A 22,289-nucleotide genomic window follows, 5' to 3' on the forward strand; every position below is an offset into this window, starting at 1 on the left:
GGGCGGTGGCAGGGGCATTCCGGCTCAGCCCGGCCAGCCGCAGCAGGGCATTGTCCGGCGCACCTGCGGCCAGCAGTCTTATAAACCTGTCGCAGGTGTAACCTTCGGGCAGAATACGGGCCAGAACACCTGCCTGCTCCATAAGGCGCACAATGGCGGCAACATTCGGCCCTGCCAGAATCCGCCGCAGTTCCATCCACACCCGCTCGACCGACAGGCCATCCAGCAAAGCCACGCCACGGGTTATGGCGTCGAGCGCCTGCGGGTCTGGCTCCCCCTGCCCATAGCGCCCATAAAACCGGAAAAAACGCAGGATACGCAGAGCATCCTCATGAATACGCAGGGCAGGATCGCCCACAAAGCGGACACGCCCTGCCGCCAGATCAGCCTGCCCTGCAAAATAGTCATACAGAACCCCCGCCTGATCGCATGACATGGCGTTGATGGTGAAGTCCCGCCGCATTGCGTCTTCGCGCCAGTCCTGCGTCCAGCGCACAACGGCATGCCTGCCGTCTGTTTTTTCATCACACCGGAGGGTGGTAATCTCGTAGGGCGCGCCATCCAGCACGGCGGTTACGGTGCCATGTTGCAGCCCGGTTGCAACCACATGCACCCCATGCGCGCGCAGGTTCTGCATGACCTGCTCGGGTGGTTCGGGCGTTGCCAGATCAATATCGGCTATCGGGCGCTGCGCCAGCAAGTCACGCACAACGCCGCCCACAAGACGCATGGCAGGCAGTACCGACCACAGCAGCGCAAGCGCAGCCTGCTGGCGCGGTTCAAGCTGGCTGATGAGCGGCTTATCCGCCACAACCGTCCACCACCATACGCGCGATGGGAAAGAAGCTGCCACAGCTCCACACCCCCATGCAGGGCACACCCTGACAGGCCCCCGGCTCTGCCAGAGCTGCCAGCTCGTACCACACAGCGCGCGACAGGCGTGCCTCCAGCGGGTATGCACCCTCCCTGCGCGGATGGTCAGATAAGGGGGGCATCCCTCGGGGCAGGCTTCGGGGGGAATATCCCACACAGTCCGAATCGGATGTTCGGCATCTGCGACCACCAACTCGTCCATATTCGTGCGAAAACTCAGGCGCTGCGTGCGCCCCATGCCGCTCCAGTCCAGCTCCACCGCCAGAAAAGGCACGTCCTCTACCTCAATAAGTCCGCTCTCAAAGGGGGTGCGCAGCAGGTAAGCCCCCTGTGCGTTCCGCGTCAGCAGGGAGCCAAACAGGCAGGACATGGCCTTACGCCTGATCTCTGACCCACGGTAAAGCCATGTGCCATCCCGCCTGATCAAAAAAGGCAGACGCCTGTTTTCCGCTCCCTCAGGGGTATCGGTCCCATGCTTATCGTGGCACGAAAGGCCTTGCACACTGGCTGCCTGTTCACCTTTCACTGACTCACCATCCTGTTAATACGTGTCCTTGTGTTGTGCACAATGATATAGGGAGCTTACCCCGCTTGATGTAAGCCCTGCATGTAATTCAGACTGGATCCATGACCACATCAGACGCACCGTTTCCGGCACAACAGCCCTCCTCCCCCCAGAAGTGCGGGAGGCAGATCGTATCTGTGAACGGCTTGCCGCCGTCCAGCAGGAAATTTCAACCCTCATTTTCGGGCAGGAGCAGATTATCCGCCAGACCCTGACCACCGTTCTGGCTGGTGGCCATGCCCTGCTTGTCGGGGCTCCGGGTCTGGGCAAAACATTGCTGGTCAACACCCTTGGCACCGTACTGGGGCTGAACGCACGGCGCGTTCAGTTCACCCCCGACCTGATGCCCTCCGACATTACTGGCAGCGAGATTCTGGACGAGGATGCCAACGGGCACCGCAGCTTCCGCTTTGTGCACGGCCCCGTGTTCACCCAACTGCTGATGGCGGATGAAATCAACCGGGCCAGCCCACGCACCCAGTCCGCCCTGTTGCAGGCCATGCAGGAACACCACGTAACCGTTGCCGGGGTGGAATATCCGCTGCCCCAACCCTTCCACGTGCTGGCGACCCAGAACCCCATGGAGCAGGAGGGCACCTACCCCCTGCCCGAAGCGCAGCTTGACCGCTTCATGCTCCAGATTGCCCTGACCTTCCCCGATGCCGCGTCCGAACGTGCCATGCTGCTGGCCACAACCGGCGCACAGACGCAGCAGGCCAGGCAGGTCATGGACGCACAGACGCTCATGCTCGCACAGGCGCTGGTCCGCCGCATGCCGGTGGGTGAAAAAGTGGTGGATTCCATTCTCCACCTCGTCCGCTCGGCCCGCCCCCAGAGCACGCCCGACGCCACCTTGCGTGAGCAGATTGCATGGGGCCCCGGCCCACGTGCTGCACAAACGCTCATGCTGGCCAGCCGTGCACGTGCGCTGCTCGATGGCAGGCTCTCCCCCGGACTGGATGACGTCGCCGCACTGGCACGCCCCGTACTGGCCCACCGCATGGCGCTGACCTTTGCCGCACGGGCCGAAGGCGTGACAACGGAAGATATTGTGGCCCGGCTGGTCAAGACGCTGGGCTGACCCCGTGAGCCGCTCCAGACTGTTGCCAAACACCCTGTTGCGCTGGTTTTACGGCGTGGAAAAACCCGCAGCCGGTGGACCACGCACGACAGGGAGCGCCACAACCAGCCCACCAGTGGCCACAGCGGACGTAGCCTGTGCGGCACAGGCTCTGGCCACGCGTATGCCCGACCTGCTGCTCCATGCCAGCCAGATGGCCACAACACTGGCATCCGGCCTGCACCCACAGCGCCGTGCGGGATGGGGGGATACATTCTGGCAGTACCGCCCTGCACAGCCGGGTGAACCCGCCAACCGCATTGACTGGCGGCAGTCCGCCCGCACCACCCGCGCCCATGTGCGCGAAACCGAGGCAGAAGCCGCGCAGACAATCCTGCTCTGGTGTGACCTTTCAGGCTCCATGCAGTGCGCTCTGCCAAGGCCCTGCCCGGCAAGCTTGACCGTGCCATCCTCCTGCTACTGGGCATGGCCGCCCTGCTGCTGCGCAATGGGGAGCGGGTTCAGCTCCTGTCCCCCGCAGATTGTGCCCCTACCCCCGGCACCTTCGGCTCTGGAGCGGCTGGCCCTTGGGCTTTGCGGGCTGGCTACCAGCAGTCCCGCCCAACCTGCTGCCCTGCCCACCCCGGCCCTTCATGCCCCGACACGCCCGCCTGCTGCTTGCCAGCGACCTGCTCTGCCCTGATGCGGCACTGGATGACTGCCTGCGCCAGTTGGCAGCCCATCCCGTCCGCACCCATGTGCTCCACATCAGTGACCCGGCGGAGAACACACTCCCTTATTCCGGCCGCACCGAGTTTTCTGGTCTGGAGGACGAACCCACGCTGGAACTGCCGCATGTGCAGAGCCTGCGGGCCGACTACACAAATCTGGTAACCGCCCGCGCCCGGTGGCTTGAACAGACCATAGGCCGGACTGGCCACACGCTCACCCGCCACCAGACCGATATGGCACCACTCCCCACGCTGCTGGCGCTCCACGCCAGATGAGCCAACGCGTATGATCTTCCAGTTCCCTCTGCTGCTCTCTGCCCTGCTTTGCCTGCCATTGGTGTGGTGGCTGCTCCGCGCAACGCCACCACGCGCGCGCCAGCAGGTTTTTCCCCCCGTTACCGTCCTGTCCCGGCTACACCCGAAGGAGACGGAAGCCGCACGCTCCCCACCATGGCTGCTGTTACTCCGCCTTCTGGTCGCAGGCTTGCTTATTGTGGGGTTTGCACGCCCCTTCATTCCCGGCAGCCATAATGGGGCTGTGGCCAGCGGTTCTGTTCTGCTGGTCATGGATGATGGCATGTGGAGTGCACAAGACTGGACCGAACGCCTGAATGCGGCACAATCCATTGTGGACGATGCCGAGCGTACAAAGTCCAGCCTGCTTGTGCTGACCACCGCCCCTCAGGCGGAAGCTCCGTCCACTGCACCAGAACTTCAGCCCGCCGCTGTTGTGCGGCAGATGCTCAACAGCCTCCACCCCAGCCCCTGGCCTGTAGACCGGGCACGTGCAGCCCGGCAGCTTGAGCACCTGCCCCAAACACCTTTCGCCCGTGTGGTGTATCTGGCAGACGGCATAGCCCAAGGCGATGGGGACAGCTTTGCCAAAGCTCTGCGCGCACATGGCACGGTGCAGGAAATCCGCTTTGCACCACAGAACAGCATGGCGCTGGCCCCCAGCACCCCGGCGGCGGAAGGGGGAGCACTGGCGCGTCTGTTACTTCTGCCCTCCCCCCAGCCACGCCTTGTGCATGTTGCTGCCCGCACAACGGATGGTGGCACACTTGCCGTTGTGCCCGTGCCGCTTGCCGCCAGCGCCACACAGGCGGATGTGCAGATCAACCTGCCCATAGCCGTGCGCAACCGCATAGACACGCTGAATGTTCAGGGCGTGGCAAGTGCCGCCACCACCGTGCTGCTGGACGAAAACACGCGCCTGCGCCCCGTTGGCCTGCTATCCAGCGGCGGGGCAGACACACCGCTGATCGGCTCCATTTTCTACCTCCGCCGCGCACTTGCTCCGCTGTCCGACCTGCATGAGGGAACGCTGGATGCCTTGCTGGCCCGCCCTCTATCCGTACTGATTGCACCAGATGGAACTCTGGCCGGAGCACAAAGCCAGAAAACCGTACAGGACTGGATAAAAAACGGTGGCATGCTCATCCGCTTTGCAGGACCCGCCCTAGCAGGCAGCCAGCGTGATGCGGATACCAGCGCCCCCACGCCACAGGATGCAACGCGGGACCTTTTGCCCGTTCCCCTGCTTGATGGTGCCCGCCAGCTTGGCGGCTCCATGACATGGGGCACCCCACAGCATCTGGCACCGTTTGAGCAGACATCCCCATTCCGCGGCCTGAGCATTCCGGCTGATGTCACAGTCTCCCGTCAGGTGCTGGCCAGTCCTTCGGCAGACCTGGGCGCGCATGTCTGGGCGCGGCTGGCCGATGGCACACCACTTGTCACCCATATGGAACTGGGGCGTGGTGAGGTTGTTCTGTTCCATGTCAGCAGCACGGCAGACTGGTCAAACCTGCCACTGTCGGGCCTGTTTGTTGCCATGCTCCAACGCCTGACCGAACACGCCAACGGGTTGAGCACCCCAGCCGACACAACGCTGCTGGCCCCTGCCATAACGCTGGATGGCGAGGGCATGGCGGGGCCGCCCCCTCCCACCGCGCGTGCCATACAGGGTACGGCACTGGCCGGCACCGTAGTCTCTCCCATCCATCCGCCGGGCCTGTATGGTCCCCCGGACGGGCGCCGGGCCCTTAACGCTGCAGCTGGCATGCAGGGCCTGCAAGCAGCACAGCCAGTGGGTACCCTGACGGATGCATCCGGCCAGAGGCCGGACCTGCCTCTTGGGCGTTACTGCCTGCTGGGGTCTGTTCTTCTTGCTCTGCTGGACGGTGTGCTTGTCGGGCTTATGCGTACGGGCAGGCTTGTTGCTCCACGCAGGGCAGCCACCCTGCTTGCGCTGCTCGGCGCACTGTACGCAACCCCTTCCACCGCCCAAACGCAGGATGCCACGACGCAGGCACATGTGCCCGCAGCCGCATTGGAAACCCGGCTGGGCTATATTGTAAGCGGGCATGAGGATGTAGACGAAGCCTCCCGCGCGGGGTTGCAGGGCCTGTCCGACTTTGTAAACGCCCGCACCTCCGCCGTCATGGGCCACCCCGATGGCGTGCACCCCGGCACGGATGACCTGACTTACTACCCCCTGCTGTACTGGCCTATTACCGCGGACGCCACCACCACACCCGCCATGACAGCAGCGCTCAACACCTTTATGGCCCATGGCGGCATCCTGCTGATAGACACGCAAGGACAGGACGGCACAAACAGCACCGATGCAACCTTTGCCGCCGATGCCCCCGGCACCACAGCAGCCCTGCGCCGGGTTACGGCTGGTCTGGTCATTCCCCCTCTGGTGGTCATGACCGACCACCATCTGCTGGCCCACACTTTTTACCTTCTGCATGACTTTCCCGGCCGATATGCAGGGCAGCCTATATGGGTCGCCAAGGAAGGAGACGCGGAGAATGATGATGTCAGCCCGGTCATTATCGGCTCGGCGGACTGGGCGCATGCATGGGCAGTAGATAACGCAGGCAATACACCTTTTGCCGTTATTCCCGGCGGCAGCGACCAGCGCCTGCAAGCCTACAGGTTTGGGCTGAACACCGTGATCTACGCCCTGACGGGCAGCTACAAGGCAGATCAGGTGCATGTTCCCATGCTGCTCAAACGGCTGGAGGACAAACCATGAGCGCCCTCTTTACCACCATTGGCTTTGCCCCCCTGCTGCCCCTATGGCTGCTGGCCATACTGGGCCTTGGGGCTGTAGCCCTGTGCGGATGGGGGCTGCTTAGCCGGAGCCGTGGCGCTGTCCTGCGCCTGTGTGCAACAGGTGTGGTGCTGCTGTGGCTTGCCGGACCACAGCGTTACCATGAGCAGCGGCGCAGCCTACCGCAGACCGCCCTGCTGGTGGTGGACCAGTCTGCCTCCATGTCTCTTGGCCAGCGCGCAGCAATTGCACGGCAGGCCGCCGATGTACTGGCCCAGAGCAAGGTTGCGGGGCTGGACATACGCACCGTAACCGTGCGCAGCAACGCACATGACGGCACAAACCTGTTTGACGCACTGGAGCAGGCGGCAGCAGACATTCCCCCCGCCCGCTTTGCTGGCGCCATGATGGTAACGGACGGCCAGATTACGGACGTGCCAGCAACAGTGCCCGAGCGCCTGCGCCCCATGCAGGACAATGGCAGCAGAACGCTCCTGCCCCTGCACATCCTGCTGAGTGCACACGGAGAGGAAAAAGACCGCAAGCTGAGCATTCTGCAAGCCCCGCCCTACGCCATAGCAGGCCAGACCGCCAAACTGCGCGTACAGGTTGATGACATGGGGCCGGGCACACAGGCTGGCACCCCCGTGGACCTGAGCATACGGGTGAATGGGGAAGAGACCCGGCACATTTCGCTCCTGAGTGGCACTGCGCAGGACATCACCATCCCCGTCACACAGCCGGGGCCTTTGCTTGTCAGCCTGTCCGCCTCCCCTTTGGAGGGAGAGACATCGCAGTTAAACAACCAGACCGTGGCCCATATTACCGGCATACGGGACAGGTTGAAGGTTCTGCTGATTTCCGGCACCCCCAATCAGGGAGAGCGGGTGTGGCGCAGGCTGCTCAAGGCTGACCCTTCGGTTGACCTGATCCACTTTACCATTCTGCGTCCCCCCGAAAAGGACGACGGCACCCCGCTGTCTGATCTGGCACTCATCGCCTTTCCCGTGCGCGAACTGTTCCAAGAAAAGATCAACCAGTTTGACCTGATTATTCTTGATGGCTTTGAAAACAGGCACATCCTTCCACATAGTTATCTGGAAAACATAGCCAGCTTCGTACGGCAGGGGGGCGGGCTACTGCTGACTGCCGGACCCGAATTTATTGGCCCCGGCTCCTTGCAGGACACGCCCGTGGGTGACGTTCTGCCAGCCCACGTTACTCCGGGGCAGGACAGCGTGCTTGTCAGCCGCTTCCGCCCGACCCTGACCGACACCGGGCGCAGGCACCCGGTTACGGCCTCGCTCCCCGGTGCGCCAAAAGCCGGGGCGGACCTGAACAGCCCTGAGTCCGTTCCCGGCCTGTGGGGGCCATGGTACCGCGCCCTCCATCCTGACAGCACACATGGTGAGGTGCTGATGAACGGCCCCGACAACAGCCCCCTGCTGGTGCTGGACCGGGTGGAAAAAGGGCGGATCGCCCTCCTGCTCTCCGACCAGATATGGCTTTGGTCACGCGGGGAGGATGGAGGCGGCCCTCAGGCCGAGCTGCTCCGCCGTATCTCGCACTGGTTGATGAAGGAACCGGAACTGGAGGAAGAGCAGCTGAGCGCCGGCATAGCCGATGGTACGCTGAGCATAACCCGCCACAGTGTTGGCACGCCTGCCCCGGCCTCTGTCACGCTGACAGCACCATCAGGGCAAAGCAGCACCGTTGCCCTGCATGCTGGCGAGGACGAGGGAACACAGACAGCGCACGTACCCGCAACAGAATCCGGCATCTGGCGCATTAGCGATGGTACCCACACAACCTACGCCGCCCCCGAGCAGGACAACACGCATGAAATGACGGACCTGCGCGCCACGGCAAGCCGAGTGGCCGATATGGCTGACAAAACCGGAGGCGGTGTGTTCTGGCTGGGTGACGCACCATCCAGCATGCATGTCCCTACCCTTCGGCTCGCCAGCTCTGGCGCGCTGCACGGGGCAGACTGGCTGGCTTTTGCCAAGAGGGACGCGCATCTGGTTACCGGCAGAACGCCCATACCACTGCTCCCCGCCCCACTTGCCATGGCGCTTGCACTCATACTGCTGTTTGCCGCCTGGTGGCGTGAAGGCCGAACCCGATAGGCAGGGCCGTCTTTTCCCCTTCCATGGGGTGTGATAGGCTGTAGACTACCTGTATTGATGGACAGACAATGACCCGTTTTCCACGCCTTGTTTCATCCGCTCTGCTCTTCAGCAGCCTTACCCTGCTTGTGGTGGTTCCGGCTTTTGCTGATGAGGCCGAAGATCAGGCCGCCGCATCGGAATCCGCTGAAAAGGCGGAAAGCGCCAAGGCCGCCAAACGCGCAGCCCCACCCACCGCCATTCCCGGTGCGGAAGGTGGGGATGATGAAGCAGGTGAAGGCGGGGGGCACCCCAACAAGGATATTGAGCCCACGGTCGCACTGTTTGAAGCCATAAACCGGGGAAGTGTGTCCTCCGCGCGTGATGCCATCAACCGTGGCGCGGACCTGAACGGGCACAACATTCTGGGCCAAACCCCACTGGACATGTCCATCGACCTGAACCGCAACCCGATTACCTTCCTGCTTTTATCCCTGCGCAATTCCGGCAACACACCGGGTAATGACAGTGTGGGCACAGTCAGCACCTCTGGCCTGCACGTCAGCAGCGGCAGTGCGGATATTGAGGACGACACACAAAGCAAAGCGCATGACCCGCGCTATGACCATACTGGGGGAGCCGCGCAGCCTTCCATCGGCTTTCTGGGTTTTGGCGGCAGCTAAGGCACTTTACGCCAGATACAATAACGGGGGCCACAAGCCCCCGTTCAATCGTCTGCTCTATATTATAATACCTTACTGGCTGGCAGTTGCCGCCAGACTTTCCTGCCGCAGCACATCAAGCGGCAGCAGAACCCCTTCTCGCTCAAAGTGCCAGAACGTCCAGCCATTGCATGAAGGGGCATTGGTCAACATGGCACCCATTTTATGGATTGAACCACGCTTGGCGCCACTGACCAGTGTGCCATCGGCTGCAACAGTTGCCTGAATCCGCTGTTTTTTATCGCTCAGGACCGTACCAGCCACAAGCGCGCCCTGCTCAACCAGACTACCAAAGGGAAGTTTGGGGGCTTCACGCTTGTCCTGCGTTGTCTGTATGGCGTCATCATCAAGCGGCACCTCACGCGCAACGCGGGCCATGGCGGCCTCCACGTAGTCAGGGTGGCGTTCAATGCCCACAAAGTGGCGACGCAAACGGCGGGCCATGGCCGCTGTTGTCCCCGAACCGGAGAACGGGTCCAGCACAACGTCATTCACCGTAGTGGAAGCCAGCAGCACACGGTGGAGCAGGCTCTCTGGCTTTTGGGTGGGGTGGAGCTTCAGCCCATGCTCATTACGCAGCCGCTCATTACCCGTGCACAGCGGCAGGTACCAGTCCGAGCGCATCTGCACATCATCATTCAGCGCCTTCATAGCCTGATAGTTGAAGCGGTAGCGGCTATCCTGACTGCGGGCAGCCCAGATGAGTGTTTCGTGCGCATTGGTAAAACGCCGCCCACGGAAGTTGGGCATCGGGTTGGATTTGCGCCAGACCACATCGTTCAAAATCCAGAACCCCAGATCCTGCAAAATGGCACCAAGACGGAAAATGTTGTGGTACGAGCCAATGACCCAGATTGTGCCGTCCTTGTGCAGCAGGCGGCGGGCCTCGCTCAGCCATTCACGCGTGAAGCGGTCATATTCCTGCAGGTCAGAAAACTTGTCCCAGTCATCATCCACGCCATCGACAACGCTGTCATCCGGGCGACGGAGTTCCCCACGCAGCTGGAGGTTGTATGGCGGGTCAGCAAAAATGCAGTCCACAGAGCCCGAAGGCAGGGTGCGCATGGTCTCCACACATTCGCCACGCAGGATCTGGTCCAGTGGGAGGTCCATGGAAAGTGCTTTTGCGCCGCTCATGCCCGCATCTCCGTTTTCGAATGTTCCATCTGTCGGCGCACTGTGCCGAATGTTTTTCTGTGGTGCGGGGTCACACCAGCGTGCAGCAGGGCCTGACGGTGCACCGCCGTGCCGTAGCCTGCATTTTTTTCCCATCCATAGTCGGGCCAGCGCATATCCAGCCGCGCCATAATGCGGTCACGCACCACCTTGGCCATAATGGAGGCCGCGGCAATGGACAGGCTGATCCCGTCTCCACCAACAATGGCCTGCGCACTGCACCCGAAATCTGGAATTTTGTTACCGTCAACCAGCACATGGTCCGGCCTGACCGGCAGACGCGCCACCGCGCGCTGCATGGCAAGGTGTGACGCATGGTAAATGTTGATACGGTCAATTTCCGCCGTGGAGGCGGCTCCCACGCCAATGGCCACACCGCACATGGGGCAGGCGCTCGGCTATGGACTCACGCACAGCGGGTTTTAATTTTTTGGAATCATCAATAATGGCGGCAAGGTCGGCAGGCACGCCGCAGGCAAACACCACGGCGGCAGCCACAACCGGACCGGCAAGCGGGCCACGGCCCACTTCATCCACTCCGGCGACCAGGCCGCCATGCTGCTGTTCGTGCCTGAAATCCGGCATTGCATCCCTTCCCTGCCGCTTGAAACGACTCGGTTAAAATTACCGAGTCGCAGCAATTGCGACTCCGTAGGGAAGGAGAAGCATTTTTTTACCCGGGTGCGCAAGAGTCCCGGTCAAATGATTTTTCAGGAACGGCTACGACGGGGGAAGAAAAGCCAGCCGAGGAGCACCCCCACAACCGAAACAATTCCCAATGAAAGCAAAGGCTTATCGCGCACAAAGGTGACCGCCTTTTCTACAGCGCTTTCACCTTCCTCATACAGGTCGGCAAAATCTTCCTGCGCATGCCCTGCGAACTGATCGAACTTTCCCTCAAGCTGAAGGCCGATGTCACCCGTCAGACCGCCAGCGGCATCCTTGACATGTCCCTGAACGTCCCTGACTTTGGCTTCAATCTTGTTTTCGATAGTGTCGATTTTATCTTTAGCCATGACGACTTTCTCCTTTTCTGAACCGTTTTGTAACGGTCCGCGCATGAGAGCGACCGGAGATCTGCACGATCGCCTGTTGCATCAGACCGCAAAAACGCGTCTCTGACTAGGCATGCCTTCTCCGACCTCCACACAACTGACCGCACTCATTGTTGGTTCCATGTTTTTTATGGAACAGCTTGATGGCACCATTCTGGCAACCGCCCTGCCAGCCATTGCTCACAGCCTGCACGTGGATACGGTCGCCACATCCGTTGCCTTGACATCCTACATTATCGGACTGGCTATTTTCATTCCCGCATCGGGCGCATTGGCGGACCGCCTGGGCAGCCGTACACTGCTTATGCTGGCAATCTGCATTTTTGTGGGCAGCTCCATTTTCTGCGGCACCGCACACTCCCTGCTCTTCCTTGCCATCATGCGCACAATTCAGGGCATTGGGGGAGCACTCATGGTACCTGTGGGCCGTCTTGCGGTTATCCGCAGCACCCCCACGGACCAGCTTGTCCGCACCATGACGTGGATGATGCTGCCAGCAACCCTTGGCCCGCTGCTGGGGCCTGTGGTGGGGGGGTACATCACCACATGGCTGACATGGCGGTGGAACTTCTACCTCAATATCCCCGTGGGCCTGCTCGGACTGTTCCTGACCTACCGCTTTATCCCCGAAGTGCGCGAGCCAAGCCCTCCGCCATTTGACCTCAAGGGGCTTCTGCTTGCGGGTGGCGGGCTGGCGGTCCTGTCCATTTTTGCCGAACTGTTCAGCCACGGTACGGGCTCGCCCGCACTGGTTGCGGGCTTTCTGGGCGTGGGGCTGGCCCTGCTTGGCGTGTACGCCTACCACGCGGGGCGTACACCCTTCCCCTTGCTGGACCTGCGGCTGATGCGTTTTCAGACCTTCCGCATCTCCGTGTTCGGGGGAGCTGCCTCACGCATTGCTGTGGGCTCCCTGCCTTTTCTGCTCCCCTCCTTTCTCCAGATCGGGGCTGGGCTGAGTGCGGCACAGAGCGGGCTTGTCACATTTGTCGCCCCCCTTGGGGCTATTGCCATGCGCCCCTTTGTACCCGCGCTGCTCAAGCGCTGGGGCTTTCGCACCATTCTTATGGCCAACGGCTCCTCCGCCGCACTGGTTTTTGCCATGATCGCGGCATTCCGCCCCACCTACCCGCTCTGGCTGCTCTCTCTTGTGCTCACACTGGCGGGGGCTGCGCAGTCGCTCCAGTTTTCGGCTTATAACACAGTGGCTTATGCGGATATTCCTGCTGATAGGATGAGTGCGGCCACCAGCCTGTACTCCACCATGCAGCAGATCATGCTCTCCGCCGGTATCTGCATCGCAGCGGGCACACTGACACTTTTAAGCAAGCTGCACCACAACACCCCTGCAAACATGACGGATTTTGCGCTGGGGTTTGTTGTGACCGGGGTTATCTCCCTACTTGCCGTCCCCCTGTGCGCCACACTTTCGCCTTCAGCCGGGGCCAACATGAGCGGGAACCACCGCTAACTGCGCGGATTTAACGCACAGATTACATGAAGAAATGTTATTTTACACACGGCTCCAATGAGGAGGCTTGCACTTGTGCGCAGAGTTCCGCACAGTTGATTCCCACAAAACAGGGTGCCCCTATGCACAGCGTTCCCCTGCATTTTCTGACGCAACTTAGGTTAACGAATAGCGCACCTCATGGACGATAATTCTCCGCCCTCGACCGCCCCTTCCAAACCGCGTTCCTCCAGAAAACGCCTGCTCCTGACAGGGGGCGCACTGGTGGCCGCCTGCATTCTGGGCTTTGCTTTTCTGCGCCCGCATGCAAGCCACAAGACGCGCCATAGCGCAGCTGATGCCAGCCAGAATCAGCCCGTAGCCGTGCAGACAGTCCATGCAGCAACATGCCCGTGGAACTGACTGAACTGGGTACGGTTGTGCCCATAACCAATGTAACCGTGCAAACTCGTGTGGAAGGTTATCTGGCGCAGGTGCTGTTTACGGAAGGGCAGCATGTGCACAAAGGTGACCTGCTCGCCCTGATCGACCCCCGCCCCTATCAGGTACAACTGGAACAGTACGAAGGTCAGCTTGCACAGGCCAAGGCCCAGCTTGAGCAGGCCCGCGTGGACAACGGACGGTACCAGCGCCTGATAAAGCAGGACAGTATTGACGCCAAAACCGCCCGTGACCAGCAGTTTACGGTCCAGCAGCTGGAAGGCACGGTCAAGGCCGATCAGGCACTGGTGGATAACCAGAAGCTGCAACTGATTTATTGCCACATCATTGCCCCTGTGGATGGGCGCATTGGCATCCGCGCCGTCGATCAGGGTAACTATGTAACTGCAGGCCAGTCCGGTGGACTGGCAATATTAACCCAGATGCAGCCGATCTCGGTCATTTTCACACTGCCGCAGGACCAGTTGCCAGAAGTCTTCTCGCAGTTGCAGGCACACAAGGCCCTGTCTGTTTCGGCCTGGAACAGTTCCAACACGCAAAAAATCGCGGACGGCACGGTCAGCGCACTGGATAGCCAGATAGACACAGCCACTGGCACCGTACGCCTGCGCGCCATTTTTCCCAATGAGGACGAACACCTCTTCCCCAACCAGTTTGTCAATGCGCGCCTGCTGGTCAAAACACTGGACCACGTGCTGCTCCTGCCCACAACGGCTGTGCAGACCGGCCCCTCCGGCCTGTTTGTCTATGTTGTAAAGGATGATGACACGGTGAGCGTACAGCCCGTAACCACGGGCATTTCCAACGGTACACTCAGCGTTGTCACCTCCGGGTTAAAGGAAGGGGACCGGGTGGTGACTGACGGCACAGACCATTTGCGGGCTGGCATCAAGGTCAGTATCCCCGCTGCGGCTTCCTCCCACACACCGGACCATGCCGCACCGTGAACCCATCTGCCATTTTCATTCGTAGGCCCGTTGCAACCACGTTGCTGATGCTGGCCATTTTTATGGCCGGGTTGCTGGGCTATCATTTTCTGCCCATTTCCGCCCTGCCGCAGGTTGATTACCCCACCATTACGGTGGAAACATTCTACCCCGGCGCTGGCCCGGATGTTATGGCGACCTCGGTCACGGCACCGCTGGAAACCCAGTTGGGCCAGATGCCCGGTCTGGACCAGATGACATCCCGCTCCTCTGGCGGGGCATCGGTCATTACCTTGCGGTTTGACCTCTCCATGTCCATGGACGTGGCGGAGCAGGAGGTGCAGGCCGCCATCAATCAGGCCAACTCCCTGCTGCCAACCGACCTGCCCGCTCCCCCGGTTTATGCCAAGGTCAACCCGGCGGACACACCCGTGCTGACACTGGGCATTACCTCCGCCACCATCCCCCTGCCGGAGGTGGAAGATTATGTGGATACAAGGCTTGCCCAAAAAATCAGCCAGATCTCGGGCGTAGGGCTTGTCACGCTCTCAGGCGGGAACCGCAAGGCCTACCGGGTGCGGGTCAATGTTCCCAAGCTGACGTCCTACGGTATTGACCTTGATACGCTGCGCACCACAATTGGCAATGTCAACGTCAACTCCCCCACGGGTACGTTTGACGGTGCGCAACGCTCGGCCACACTGCGGGTGGATGGCCAGATTACCAGCCCCGAAATGCTGCTTAATCAGGTTATCGCCTACCAGAGCAGCGGACCCGTGCGCATACGTGACGTGGCCAGCGTGGTGATCGGCCCGGAAAACACCCAGCTTGCCGCATGGTCCAACCAGACCCCGGCCCTGATCATGAACGTGCAGCGCCAGCCCGGTGCCAATGTTATTGCCGTGGTGGACAATGTTAAGGCCACCCTGCCCACCTGCGCCAGACCCTGCCGCCGGGAATTGACATTGTCCCCCTGACTGATCGCACAACAACCATACGCTCCTCCGTGGCGGATGTGCAGTTCGAGCTGTTCCTTGCACTTGTGCTGGTTGTGGCTGTTATTTTTGTATTCCTGCGCAATATCCCTGCCACCATTATTCCCAGCCTGTCCGTGCCACTCTCCATTATCGGCACGCTGGCCATCATGTATCTGCTGGACTTCTCGCTCGACAATCTGTCGCTCATGGCCCTGACCATCGCCACCGGCTTTGTGGTGGACGATGCCATTGTGATGATCGAGAATATTTCGCGCTATGTGGAAGCGGGCGAGGACCGCATGAGCGCCGCACTCAAAGGTGCAGGGGAAATTGGCTTTACCATTATCTCCCTGACCATATCGCTCATTGCGGTGCTGATCCCGCTTTTGTTCATGAGTGATGTGGTGGGCCGCCTGTTCCATGAATTTGCACTGACGCTGGCATCCACCATTATCCTGTCTGCCGTAGTGTCCCTGACACTCGTACCCATGATGTGTGCGCGTATTCTCTCCGAACGCCCGCATGACGCAGGGGCTGCGGCAACACCGTTCCTGCGCTGGTCTGCCCGGATGGAAACCGCAACCGAACGACTGATTGCCGCCTACGACCGCATGCTTGACGTGGTGCTGCAATGGCGCAAGCTTACTCTGGGCGTCGCTGTTGGCACACTGGTGCTCACCGGTGTTCTGGGCTGGTATATTCCCAAGGGGTTTTTCCCCGTGCAGGATACGGGGGTTATTCAGGGTATTTCTGTTGCCGCGCAGTCGATCTCGTTCGAGAGCATGAAGGTGCATCAGCAGGAACTGGCCAGCGTTATTCTCAAGGACCCGGATGTGGCCTCTCTCTCCTCCTTTGTCGGGGTGGACGGGCAGAATGCAACGCTCAACCAGGGCCGCTTCCTTATCAACCTCAAGGAGCATGACAGCCGCTCCTCCTCCGCTACCGAAATTGCCGCACGGCTGGAGCAGGAGACCGCGCAGGTTACTGGCATAAAGCTCTACCTCCAGCCTGTGCAGGACCTCTCGCTCGACACCACGGTCTCTGCAACGCAATACCAGTTTTTGCTGGAAAACCCGGATTATAACGCCTTCAAGGTCTGGGTTCCCAAGCTGATCGAGCGCTTGCAGCGTGAGCCCGCTCTGGCCGATGTGACATCGGACCTTCAGGCCGAGGGGCTGGTCGCACGCGTAACACTCGACCGCGCCACAGGGGCACGCTACTCAGTCACCCCCCAGACGGTAGATAACGTGCTGTATGACAGCTTTGGCCAGCGCCAGATTTCCACCATCTATACGCAGTCCAACCAGTACCGCGTTATTCTGGAGGCTGATCCGCGCTTTCAGTCCAACCTGTCTTCGCTCAACCAGCTTTACCTGCCCGGCATCAGCGGTAATGCGGGGGAGAGCACGTCCGGCCCCACACGTTCGCCCACCTCCGGGCTGGTGCCACTGCCTGCCGTGACCAAAGTCACACAGGAGACAGCCCCCCTGCTGTTGACCCATTTTGGCCAGTTCCCGGCCACGACCATTTCCTTCAACCTTGCGCCCGGCTATGCTTGGGAGATGCCACGGCCGCCATCCGCCGTGCGGAGCAGGACATTCACCTCCCCTCCGCTTTCCAGACCTCGTTTCAGGGCACAGCCGCAGCATTCGAGGGCTCGCTCAGCAATGAGCTGTTTCTGGTCGCAGCGGCCATTATTGCCGTCTATATTGTGCTGGGCATCCTGTATGAGAGCTTCATCCACCCTGTGACCATTCTCTCCACCTTGCCATCAGCCGCCATTGGCGCGCTACTGACCCTGATGGTGGCAGGTGTTAATCTGGACATCATGGGCATTATCGGCATTGTGCTGCTGATTGGCATTGTCAAGAAAAACGCCATCATGATGATCGACTTCGCACTGGAGGCGGAGCGCGAACATGGGATGGACAGCCTGCGCTCCATCCGCACAGCGGCCACATTGCGCTTTCGCCCCATTCTCATGACCACTCTTGCCGCCATGCTGGGGGCTGTACCCATGGTGCTCTCACACGGAACAGGCTCTGAACTGCGCTACCCGCTGGGGCTGGCCATTATTGGCGGGCTTGCCCTCTCCCAGTTGCTGACGCTGTTTACAACCCCGGTCATTTACCTGACGCTGGATACATGGGCGCAAAAATGGAGCAGATTGCGCCATGCCAGCACAGGCTCGCCCCCTAACGGGCAAGCCGTGCCGTGAACATCAGCCGGATTTTTATTGACCGGCCTGTCGCCACCATTCTGCTGAGTGTAGCCCTGTTCCTTGGGGGACTTCTGGGTTACCGCGGCCTGCCGGTAGCCGACCTGCCCAATGTGGATTTTCCGGTCATTCAGGTTCAGGCCCGGCAGGCCGGTGGCTCCCCGGAGGAAATTGCAAGCGCTGTTGCCGCCCCGCTGGAGCGGCATCTGGCCAGATTGCCGATGTTACAGAAATGACATCCCAGTCAACCGAGAACAGCACGCGCATTACGCTCCAGTTTGCCCTCTCGCGCGATATTAACGGCGCTGCGCGCGATGTGGAGGCCGCCCTGCAAGCCGCCCACGCGGACATGCCCTCCTCCTTGCGGCAGAACCCCAGCTACCGCAAAGCCAACCCCAATGGCGCGCCCATCCTTATCCTGACCCTGACGTCAGACACCCACACCCGCCCCCAACTCTATGACTACGCAACCAATGTGCTGGTACAGCACCTGTCCGCCATACAGGGTGTGGGTCAGGTCGAAATCAGCGGGAGTGCGCTGCCTGCCATCCGGGCGGAAATAAACCCGCTCCCCCTTTTCAAATACGGGATCGGGTTTGAGGACGTGCGCGCAGCCCTTGCCTCCGCCAATGCCCACACACCCAAAGGCATTATTGACCAGAATGGCACGCGTTACACATTGGACACGAACGATCAGGTGCGCACCGCGCAGGACTACCGCGACCTGATTATTGCATGGCGCAAAAACCGCCCCGTACGGCTGGCTGATGTGGCGCAGGTACAAGATAGCGTGGAAGACCTGCGCAATGCGGGGTACTACAATGGTCAGGCCTCCGTCATTGCCGTTGTGTTCCCCCAGGCTGGGGCCAACGTGATTCACACGGTAGACCAGATCAATGCCGAAATGCCCATGCTCAAGTCCGCACTCCCCGGCGGGGTGGCACTGCATGTAGGGCTGGACAGGTCACTGACCATCCGCGCAGCCCTGACAGATACGCAGCTGACATTGCTGATCTCGGTCGTGCTGGTGGTGCTGGTGGTGCTGCTCTTCCTGCACTCATGGCGCATGACGCTCATACCCGCCGTGGTAGTGCCCACCTCCATTGTGGCGACTTTTGGCGTCATGCGCCTGCTTGGCTTTTCGCTCGACAACATGTCACTCATGGCGCTTACGGTTTCCACCGGCTTTGTGGTGGATGACGCCATTGTGGTCATGGAAAATATTGCCCGCTACATTGAGCAGGGCCTCACCCCACGGGATGCGGCCATAAAAGGCAGTAGTGAGGTCGCCTTTACGGTTATTTCCATCTCCATTTCCCTGATTGCCGTCTTTTTACCCATTCTGCTTATGGGCGGGCTTGCGGGCCGTCTGTTCCATGAGTTTGCCATGACGGTCTCCATCACCATTCTTATCTCCATGGTGCTCTCCCTGACGCTTACACCCATGATGGCGGCCTACCTGCTGGCCCCCCATGGCACGAGCCAGCACACCGCAAGCTCCAGCGGCTGATGCGCCACGCCATTGCTGCCATAACCCTTTTTCTGGACCGCATGCAGTCAGGCTACGCCCGCTCGCTTGACATTGCCCTGCGTTACCACAAGACCGTGCTGCTCAGCCTGCCCTGCACACTGGCCCTTATAGCCGCCCTGTTCATGCTCATGCCCAAGGGGTTTTTTCCGGTAGAAGACACCGGCATGCTTATGGGGCACCTTCAGGGGGACCAGTCAGTCTCCTTTGGGGCATTGGCCAAAAAACTGACCAATGTGCAGAATATTCTCATGCACGACCGGGACGTGGAGAGTGTGTCTTCCTTTATCGGTGGCCGTGGCTCCTCCAACGAGGCAGGGCTGTTCTTGCAGCTCAAGGACAAATCCCTACGCAATGACACACCAACTGATCTGATCGCCCGCGTTAACCGCAAGCTGCGCAATCTGGTCGGGGCCAGTTTTTTTCTTATGCAGCCCGGTGCCATCCGTGCTGGCGCCCGACAGAGCAATGCCGCCTACCAGTACACGCTGGAGGGAGAAAACTCCTCCGAGCTATACGAATGGACAGACCGCCTGCTTGCAGAGCTGCGCCGCCACCCTGAGCTGACCTCCCTCTCCTCCGATGTTCAGCTTGGTGGTTCTGCCATCAGCACCGAAATCGACCGCGATACCTCCGCCCGTGTCAGCATCACCCCTCAGCTTCTCTCCAACACGCTCTACGATGCATTTGGCCAGCGCGCTGCCTCCGTGATCTATAACCGGCTGAACCAGTACCGCGTGATCATGGAAGCCGACCCCAAAAACTGGTCAGACCCCCAAAGCCTGATGCAGGTATGGGTCAGTGTGGCCGGTGGCTCTGCTGGTGGGGGCACCAAGTCAAACACTGTTCGAGTCCGCGACACGTCCAGCACGGGTGCCACCAGCAGCACGGCAACCACCCAGAGTTCGCTGTCTTTTAAAAACCAGATTGCCAATGCTCTGGCCGGGGGAGCCGGGGCCTCCAACGGTTCGGCTGTCAGCACCGCATCCGAGGCCATGGTCCCGCTGACCCTGATTACCCGTCTGGTGCCTAGCCGCACACCGCTGTCAGTCAACCATCAGGGGCTGGCAGTTGCGGCAACGCTCTCGTTCAATCTGGCCAAGGGTGTATCTCTGGGAACGGCCACGCAGATCATCAATACGGCACAGGTCACCCTGCATATGCCCAACACCATTCACGGCAGCTTTGCGGGTAATGCCGCCCAGTTCCAAAAAGCTGTCAATGATGAACCGCTGCTTATTCTGGCAGCTCTTGTGGCGGTCTATATTACGCTGGGTGTGCTGTACGAAAGCTACGTACACCCGCTGACCATTCTCTCCACCCTGCCCTCGGCCGGGGTGGGCGCACTGCTGGCCCTGCAACTGGCAGGGGAGGAGTTTTCCCTCATTGCCCTGATCGGGGTGATCCTGCTGATTGGCATTGTTAAAAAAAATGCCATCATGCTGGTCGATTTTGCCATTATGGCCGAGCGCGAACAGGGCATGAGCCCCCATGACGCCATTCGCACCGCCTGCCTGCTCCGCTTCCGCCCGATTATGATGACATCGGTCGCAGCCGCCCTTGGTGCCGCCCCCCTTATGGTCGCCAACGGTTATGGTGCGGAGTTACGGCACCCGCTGGGCATTGCCATTGTTGGCGGGCTTATCGTCAGTCAGGCGCTTACGCTTTATACAACTCCTGTTATTTATCTGATGTTCGATAGATGGCAGGCACGTGCTGGTTCCTTTATTCGCTCGTTTCCGTTTTTCCGCAGTTTCAGGCAGGATAGCTGAATGCCTTCTTCCCGCTCTTCCCGTTCCCGTAACCTGTCCTTGCTGCTGGCCCCTGTTATTCTGACAGGCTGTATGGTCGGGCCTAACTACAAGGCACCAACTCCCATTATTTCGCCTGGCTTCAAGGAACTGCGCCCGGCCGTTGGGTGGCAATACACAGCTCCAGGCATGGCCAGCCTGCCCAAAGGCACATGGTGGACACTCTACAACGACCCCGTGCTGAACAGCCTTGAGGCACAGGTGGATATCAACAACCAGAACATCATTCAGTACGAGGCACGCTACCGTAACGCCCGCGCCACCATTAATGCCGTAAGGGCGCAACTCTACCCCACACTCAGCGGAGCACTCTCGTTCAACCGCCAGAGTTCTGGCCGTGGGTCGCGCTCGAGTGGCACCATTATCAACTACGGGAGCGATGGCAGCTCAAGCACATCCTCCACGCCCTCCAACACGACCGAAAACACCTATGCCATGGGGCCTACCGCGTCGTGGGATCTGGATTTGTGGGGCAAGATCCGCCGCCAGATACAGGCACAGGTGACCGAGGCTCAGGCCTCTGCCGCAGATCTGGCCAATGCCCGCCTGTCCTATCAGGCGCAGTTGGCCACGGCCTACTTCAACCTAAGGTATCAGGACAGTCTATACGACCTGTTGAACAAAAACGTGGCGTTTTATGAGCGGTCCTACCAGATTACCAAAAACCAGTATGATGCCGGCACAGCAGACCCGACCACCCTGCTACAGGCCCGCACACAACTCGAACAGACCCGCGCGCAAACCACCGCGACCGGCATAGCCCGCGCGCAGTATGAGCATGCGATTGCCGTTCTTGTCGGCAAGGCTCCTGCGGACCTGTCCATCCCGCATGGAACTCTGCCACGCGCCATTCCGGCCATTCCGGTTATGGTGCCAGCCACCCTGCTCCAACGCCGCCCGGACATTGCGGCAGCAGAGCGCCGGATGGAAGAATACAACGCACAGATCGGTGCGGCCATGGCCGCCTTTTACCCTGACGTAAAGCTCACAGCGAGCTACTCCTATAGTGGGGACCCTGTTGGCGCTCTTGTGCAGGTCGCAAACCGGATATGGAGCCTTGGTGCGTCAGCCACGGAAACATTGTTCGAAGGGGGAGCCCGTACCGCTGCGGTCCGTGAGGCAGATACCAACTATGATGCCTACGTAGCCACCTACCGCCAGACCGTTCTGACCGCTCTGCAAGGCGTGGAAGACCAACTCTCCAACCTGCGTATTCTGGCCGATCAGGCAGAGCAGCAGCACGTTGCGCTGGAGGCCGCAAACAAGGCGGTTACAGTCGCATTCAACCAGTATATGGCTGGCACCCAGATTTACACGACCGTTATTACCGCCGAGGTCACTGCCCTGTCCAACGCCGAGACGGCTCTGCAAATCCAGCAGAGCCGCATTCTGGATTCCGTCAGTCTGGTTCAGGCACTTGGCGGTGGGTGGGATGCATCCGAACTGCCCAGCAAAGGGTCCATGCAAACGGACAACCCGTTCCTGCCCTCTTTTATACAGAAGAACAAAAACTGACCCCATTCTGCCAAGTCTGGGTAGTGCCCAACAAAAAACCTCCGGAGCCAT

At 60.4% G+C, this 22,289-nt stretch carries 11 protein-coding genes and 5 pseudogenes; 11 read left to right on the forward strand and 5 right to left on the reverse strand.

Translation table 11 applies throughout. The annotated features are described in order from the left end of the window. A partial coding sequence (locus tag JCM25146_RS21310) for a CCA tRNA nucleotidyltransferase (RefSeq protein ID WP_148299005.1) occupies positions 1-730 on the reverse strand: 730 nt, incomplete at its 3' end. Positions 731-800: 70 nt separating this feature from the next. Then, positions 801-1,309 (reverse strand): annotated as a pseudogene (locus tag JCM25146_RS21315) (DUF1285 domain-containing protein). 244 nt (positions 1,310-1,553) lie between these two features. On the opposite strand from JCM25146_RS21315, the gene JCM25146_RS07130 reads away from it, so the two are divergent. The 6 genes from JCM25146_RS07130 (at position 1,554) to JCM25146_RS07150 (ending at position 9,084) form a co-directional block, all read left to right on the forward strand. Further along, the gene (locus JCM25146_RS07130) at positions 1,554-2,519 is read left to right on the forward strand and encodes an AAA family ATPase (protein WP_025826898.1); all 966 of its coding nucleotides are present in this window, start codon (positions 1,554-1,556) and stop codon (positions 2,517-2,519) included. Between the two features lie 4 nt (positions 2,520-2,523). Then, entirely contained in the window at positions 2,524-3,201 is a 678-nt protein-coding gene (locus tag JCM25146_RS23630; RefSeq protein WP_051544110.1) for a DUF58 domain-containing protein, read from the forward strand. Next, positions 3,152-3,505 (forward strand): DUF58 domain-containing protein, encoded by a 354-nt coding sequence (locus JCM25146_RS23635; RefSeq protein ID WP_051544112.1) that lies wholly within the window; start codon positions 3,152-3,154, stop codon positions 3,503-3,505. The genes JCM25146_RS23630 and JCM25146_RS23635 overlap by 50 nt, the downstream gene beginning before the upstream one ends. A 10-nt stretch (positions 3,506-3,515) precedes the next feature. Next, positions 3,516-6,275: a DUF4159 domain-containing protein gene (locus JCM25146_RS07140; RefSeq protein WP_025826899.1), complete on the forward strand. Its 2,760-nt coding sequence runs from the start codon at positions 3,516-3,518 to the stop codon at positions 6,273-6,275. Continuing rightward, positions 6,272-8,422: a hypothetical protein gene (locus JCM25146_RS07145; RefSeq protein ID WP_025826901.1), complete on the forward strand. Its 2,151-nt coding sequence runs from the start codon at positions 6,272-6,274 to the stop codon at positions 8,420-8,422. Before JCM25146_RS07140 ends, JCM25146_RS07145 begins: the two co-directional genes overlap by 4 nt. Before the next feature lie 68 nt (positions 8,423-8,490). Further along, positions 8,491-9,084 carry an ankyrin repeat domain-containing protein gene (locus JCM25146_RS07150; protein WP_035372173.1) on the forward strand — a complete coding sequence of 198 codons (594 nt, stop codon included), beginning with the start codon at positions 8,491-8,493 and terminating at the stop codon, positions 9,082-9,084. A 72-nt stretch (positions 9,085-9,156) separates the two neighbouring features. On the opposite strand, the gene JCM25146_RS07155 is transcribed toward JCM25146_RS07150, so the two are convergent. The 3 genes and pseudogenes from JCM25146_RS07155 to JCM25146_RS07165 all read right to left on the reverse strand — a co-directional run bounded on the left by JCM25146_RS07155 (position 9,157) and on the right by JCM25146_RS07165 (position 11,315). Beyond that, positions 9,157-10,260 (reverse strand): site-specific DNA-methyltransferase, encoded by a 1,104-nt coding sequence (locus JCM25146_RS07155; RefSeq protein ID WP_025826905.1) that lies wholly within the window; start codon positions 10,258-10,260, stop codon positions 9,157-9,159. Beyond that, positions 10,257-10,884: pseudogene (locus tag JCM25146_RS17940) on the reverse strand (ribonuclease HII). The gene JCM25146_RS07155 and the pseudogene JCM25146_RS17940 overlap by 4 nt, the downstream one beginning before the upstream one ends. A gap of 125 nt (positions 10,885-11,009) precedes the next feature. After that, entirely contained in the window at positions 11,010-11,315 is a 306-nt protein-coding gene (locus tag JCM25146_RS07165) for a CsbD family protein (protein ID WP_025826908.1), read from the reverse strand. A 112-nt stretch (positions 11,316-11,427) separates the two neighbouring features. Between JCM25146_RS07165 and JCM25146_RS07170 the strand changes: the two genes are divergently transcribed. The 5 genes and pseudogenes from JCM25146_RS07170 (at position 11,428) to JCM25146_RS07190 (ending at position 22,238) form a co-directional block, all read left to right on the forward strand. After that, on the forward strand, positions 11,428-12,822 hold the full coding sequence (locus tag JCM25146_RS07170; RefSeq protein WP_025826910.1) for an MFS transporter: 1,395 nt from the start codon (positions 11,428-11,430) through the stop codon (positions 12,820-12,822). A 180-nt stretch (positions 12,823-13,002) separates the two neighbouring features. Further along, positions 13,003-14,210, forward strand: a pseudogene (locus tag JCM25146_RS17945) (efflux RND transporter periplasmic adaptor subunit). Continuing rightward, positions 14,207-17,384, forward strand: a pseudogene (locus JCM25146_RS17950) (efflux RND transporter permease subunit). The pseudogenes JCM25146_RS17945 and JCM25146_RS17950 overlap by 4 nt, the downstream one beginning before the upstream one ends. Next, a pseudogene (locus JCM25146_RS17955) lies at positions 17,381-20,684 on the forward strand (efflux RND transporter permease subunit). Before JCM25146_RS17950 ends, JCM25146_RS17955 begins: the two co-directional pseudogenes overlap by 4 nt. After that, positions 20,685-22,238, forward strand: a complete 1,554-nt coding sequence (locus JCM25146_RS07190; RefSeq protein ID WP_025826912.1) for an efflux transporter outer membrane subunit — start codon at positions 20,685-20,687, stop codon at positions 22,236-22,238. Positions 22,239-22,289: the final 51 nt, after the last annotated feature.

Origin of the sequence: Acetobacter okinawensis JCM 25146, from assembly GCF_000613865.1 — a bacterium.
Classification (GTDB): domain Bacteria; phylum Pseudomonadota; class Alphaproteobacteria; order Acetobacterales; family Acetobacteraceae; genus Acetobacter; species Acetobacter okinawensis.

What these genes read in the sequence shown, in the direction of transcription:
- JCM25146_RS23635 (WP_051544112.1), top strand. Translation starts at nt 3,152, where the DNA reads ATGCCCCGACACGCCCGCCTGCTGCTTGCCAGCGACCTGCTCTGCCCT.
- JCM25146_RS07155 (WP_025826905.1), bottom strand. Translation starts at nt 10,260, where the DNA reads ATGAGCGGCGCAAAAGCACTTTCCATGGACCTCCCACTGGACCAGATC.
- JCM25146_RS07140 (WP_025826899.1), top strand. Translation starts at nt 3,516, where the DNA reads ATGATCTTCCAGTTCCCTCTGCTGCTCTCTGCCCTGCTTTGCCTGCCA.
- JCM25146_RS07190 (WP_025826912.1), top strand. Translation starts at nt 20,685, where the DNA reads ATGCCTTCTTCCCGCTCTTCCCGTTCCCGTAACCTGTCCTTGCTGCTG.
- JCM25146_RS07170 (WP_025826910.1), top strand. Translation starts at nt 11,428, where the DNA reads ATGCCTTCTCCGACCTCCACACAACTGACCGCACTCATTGTTGGTTCC.
- JCM25146_RS07145 (WP_025826901.1), top strand. Translation starts at nt 6,272, where the DNA reads ATGAGCGCCCTCTTTACCACCATTGGCTTTGCCCCCCTGCTGCCCCTA.
- JCM25146_RS07165 (WP_025826908.1), bottom strand. Translation starts at nt 11,315, where the DNA reads ATGGCTAAAGATAAAATCGACACTATCGAAAACAAGATTGAAGCCAAA.
- JCM25146_RS07150 (WP_035372173.1), top strand. Translation starts at nt 8,491, where the DNA reads ATGACCCGTTTTCCACGCCTTGTTTCATCCGCTCTGCTCTTCAGCAGC.